The following is a 4,382-nucleotide window of genomic DNA, read 5'->3' as shown; positions in this document are numbered from 1 at the left end:
ACTGGGGCTACTGGGGCTACTGGGGCTACCGGTTCCACTGGACCTACTGGAGCTACCGGTTCCACTGGACTTACTGGCTCCACTGGGACTACCGGGGCTACTGGGACTACCGGGGCTACCGGGGCTACCGGGGCTACCGGGGCTACCGGGGCCACTGGGACTACTGGGGCTACCGGTTCCACTGGACTTACTGGCTCCACTGGGACTACCGGGGCTACCGGTTCCACTGGACCTACTGGCTCTACTGGTTCCACTGGGACTACCGGGGCTACTGGGGCTACCGGTTCCACTGGGACTACCGGGGCGGCTAGTGTAGGATTAACAAACTATCTATATGTTTTTGATACTACTAACCAATCAATTGCAGTAGGAAGTAGTGTTACTTTTAACACAAATGGACCTATAACAGGAACTGCCCTTAGCCACATCACAGGTACTGGAAATATTATAATTAATACACTAGGAACATATGTAGCAGAGTTTCAATTACAAGCTTCTCGCGAAAACCAATTCTCCCTCCAACTAAATGGTACACCAATTTCAGGTGGACGTTTTGGTACGGGGTCACCACATACAATAAATCAAGGTACTGCTGCTTTTACCGTAACAGTTGTTCCTTCAACATTGACTTTAATAAATAACACCTCTTCAGCAGGTACTATCACTCTCTCAAATAGTGATGGTGGCTCTTTAACAAATGTATCTGCAAGTATAAGTATTTTTCAGGTCGGATAATTAATTTGGTTAGAAAAGTAATTCATAAAGTTTACAAATAAAAAAATGAGGCTTCTCTTTTCTAGAGAAACCTCATTTTTTTTATTAAATTTTAAACTGACTCGTATACAGATCAAAATAAAACCCTCTATCTTCCATAAGAGACTCATGATTCCCTCTTTCTAAAATTCTTCCATCCTTTATAACAAGGATTTGATCTGCTTTTTCAATTGTTTTAAGTCGGTGAGCGATCACAAAACTTGTGCGACCTCTCATTAAATTATTTAGCCCTGCTTGTATTTGTAATTCTGTTCTTGTGTCAATATTAGATGTCGCTTCATCGAGAATTAATATATCTGCATCTGCTAAAATTGCTCGTGCAATCGCAAGAAGTTGTTTTTGTCCTTGACTTAAATTCGATCCTTCTGAAGCAATTTCTGTTTCATATTGATTTGGCAAATGCTTAATAAAAGAATGTGCAGATGCTGCCTTAGCTGCAGTGATAACTTCTTCATCAGTAGCATCTAAGCGTCCATAACGAATATTATCCATAATCGAACCAGCAAATAAATACGTATCCTGTAAAACTACTCCTATTTTACTTCGTAAAGAATTAATATCATAATCTTTTATATCTTTTCCATCAATATGAATTTGTCCTTGCTGTATATCGTAAAAGCGAGTTAACAAATTAATGATTGTTGTTTTCCCTGATCCAGTCGGGCCAACTAAAGCAATTGTCTCTCCTGGCTGCGCTTTAAGACTCACTTCTTTTAAAATCGTTTTATTCTCTGCATAGCCAAATGAAACATTCTCAAGTGCAACATGCCCTTGTAAATTTTGTACAACAAATGCGTCTTTTTTATTTTGAATTTCTGGTACCTCATCCATAATCTCAAAAACACGTTCTCCACCAGCAACTGCCGCTTGAATTGTATTCATTAAAGTCGCAAATTGACTTAACGGTCTTGAGAATTGACGAGAATAATTAATAAAAGCCGCAATAACACCTACTGTTGTCATTCCGTTTAAGACCATAACTGATCCAGTCCCAATGACAAGCCCCATACCTAAGTTATTAATAAAGTTCATACTTGGAAAAATAAAAGCTGAAAATGTATCAGCCTTCGTAGCTGAAACTCTTAGCTGTTCATTAATTTTATTGAAATTTTGTACAGTTTCTTTTTCTTTTCCATACAACGTCGTAACATCCGCACCTGTAATTGCTTCCTCAATAAATCCATTTAATTCACCTAAATCTTTTTGACGCTTCGCAAAGTTTTTACCACTATATGCAACTAGTTTTTTTGTAACGTAAAACATAATAGGTACTGTAATTAAAGTTACAATTGCTAAAATCCAATTTAAGGCGAACATCGCAATCGTTACACCTATAAAAGTTAGCGCTGATGAAATAATTTGTACAACACTTTGTGTCAAAGCTTGGTTCAAATTATCTATATCATTTGTCACACGGCTCATTAAATCACCTTGAGAACGCACATCAAAGAACCGTAAAGAAAGCGTTTGGATTTTCTCAAAAATATCTTGTCGTATTTTTTGAATTGTTTTTAATGCAACGTTAATCATGACAAATGTTTGTAACCATGTTAAAAGTACAGTTACACCGTAAATCGCGATAAGTAACATACACATTCTTGCTGTACCACTTAAATCTTTCGGTACAATATATTGATCTATAATGACTCCCATAAAATAGGGACCTAATAATCCAAGTAAAGTAGTAACAACGACTAGAAATATAACAAACATTAGAGCAGCTTTTTGATAGCCCATATAGTTCCATATCCGCATTACAGTTCCTTGGGCATTTTTAGCTTTTCCCATCTTTGGTGTGTTTCGTCCACCTTTATTAGCAAATTGCCCTTGAAAATTACGCATGTTCTTCCCCACCTTCTTTATGCAAATTACCACCTTGGGAAAGATAAATTTCCTGATAAACCTCACTTCGTTCTAACAATTGTTCATGTGTACCATTGCCAACTAATTCACCATTATCTAATACAAGTATTTTATCCGCATCCATTATGGAAGAAATTTTGGACGCGATTAATAAAGTCGTTGTGCCTTTATATTTTGTTTTTAAAGCTGTTTGAATAGTAGCCTCTGATTTTGCATCAACTGCTGATGTAGAATCATCTAATATGAGAATCGGTGGTTTTCTCACAAGTGCCCTTGCAATTGATACACGTTGTTTTTGTCCACCTGATAGATTTGTCGCACCTTGTGTTAAATTATATTGATAAGATTCTTCCAGCTTATTGATAAACTCAGTCGCACAAGCTGATGCAGCTGCTACTTCCAGCTCATCATGTGTTGCATTTTCTTTACCATAACGTAAATTCTCTTCTATACTACCTGAGAACAACAAAGCCTTCTGAGGTACAAACCCTATTGAAGCACGGAGTTTTTGCAAATCATATGTTTTAACATCTATTCCATCTATACATATTTCACCTTGATCCACATCATATAGACGTGGTAACAGTTTCGCTAAGGTAGATTTACCACTTCCAGTTGATCCAATAATCCCTACTTTTTCACCTTTTTGTATGCTAAACGAAATATCTTTTAAAACGTATTCATTATTTTTCGTATAGCTATAACTAACATTTTTAAATTCGATATTCCCCTCGATTTTCTCAGGTTCGATTGCATTAGCTGCGCTTATAATATCAACCTCGGTATTTAACACTTGCTGTACACGATCCGCAGATGGAAAAGCTCGCGCAATTTGAATAAATACCATGCTAATCGACATAAGTGACATTAAAATGATATTCAAGTAATTAATAAATGCCAAAATCGCTCCTACTTGAAGCGTTCCATTGAATACTTTTTCTCCACCAATCCATAATGTTGCGACAATCCCGCCACTTACAACTAGCATAATGATTGGCATCATTAAAGAAATAAGTTGCACAGCTCGAATATTTATCTTCGTTAAATTTGTATTTACACTTCCGAATTGAGCGATTTCATATTTTTGTCTTACATACGCTTTTATAACACGTACACCAGATAAATTTTCTTGTAACTTTGTATTCACTTTGTCCAATGCCTCTTGCACCTTTTTAAATGTACCACTTGCTTTACTTGCAATTAAAATAATCGCAAGTAATAAAATCGGAACAACTACAAGTAATATTGGAAATAACTCTCTTGCTGTTACAAAAACAATAATTATACTTCCCATAAATAACAGCGGACCACGAACGAGAACACGTAATGTCATTGTCATTGCTGATTGAATGGAAGTGATATCATTCGTCACGATCGTTAATAATTTACCTGTTCCAAATGAATCACGATTATTACTAGAAAATGTTTCTATTTTCGCAAACACATCTTTTCGTATGTCAGTAGCGAAATTAACAGCTGCTTTTGTAGAATACATCATACACCCAAGCCCTCCAACTAAACCGAGTGCTGCTGCTCCTATCATAAGAAGCCCCATTTTTATTACATAATTTAAATCCCGATTTGCAATCCCAACATCAATGATATGTTGCATAATAGTCGGTTGAATTAAGTCCATCGCAACCTCAAGTACCATAAATAGCGGTCCAATAATAGCGAAGAACATGTATGGTTTTAAATACTGTAATAACTTACGAAATGATTTCATACATAATCTCCTTTTCCCA

The 4,382-nt window shown here is 36.5% G+C and carries 3 protein-coding genes; 1 reads left to right on the top strand and 2 read right to left on the bottom strand.

Annotated elements, in window-relative coordinates; all coding sequences use genetic code 11:
• Positions 1–735 (top strand): collagen-like protein (locus ACQGSG_RS26885; RefSeq protein WP_426948459.1); only part of this gene is annotated, 735 nt, incomplete at its 5' end.
• An 84-nt stretch (positions 736–819) separates the two neighbouring features.
• On the opposite strand, the gene ACQGSG_RS26880 is transcribed toward ACQGSG_RS26885, so the two are convergent.
• A complete protein-coding gene (locus tag ACQGSG_RS26880) occupies positions 820–2,616 on the bottom strand; it encodes an ABC transporter ATP-binding protein (RefSeq protein WP_001243556.1) in 1,797 nt (598 codons plus the stop codon).
• Positions 2,609–4,363, bottom strand: a complete 1,755-nt coding sequence (locus tag ACQGSG_RS26875; RefSeq protein ID WP_000834789.1) for an ABC transporter ATP-binding protein — start codon at positions 4,361–4,363, stop codon at positions 2,609–2,611. The genes ACQGSG_RS26880 and ACQGSG_RS26875 overlap by 8 nt, the downstream gene beginning before the upstream one ends.
• Positions 4,364–4,382 lie beyond the last annotated feature (19 nt).

The sequence above is a fragment of the Bacillus sp. GMa5/1 genome (assembly GCF_050172015.1).
In the GTDB taxonomy this organism is placed as follows: domain Bacteria; phylum Bacillota; class Bacilli; order Bacillales; family Bacillaceae_G; genus Bacillus_A; species Bacillus_A cereus.
Note: the sequence above shows the minus strand (reverse complement) of the source record. Positions and strands in the feature narration are given on the sequence as shown.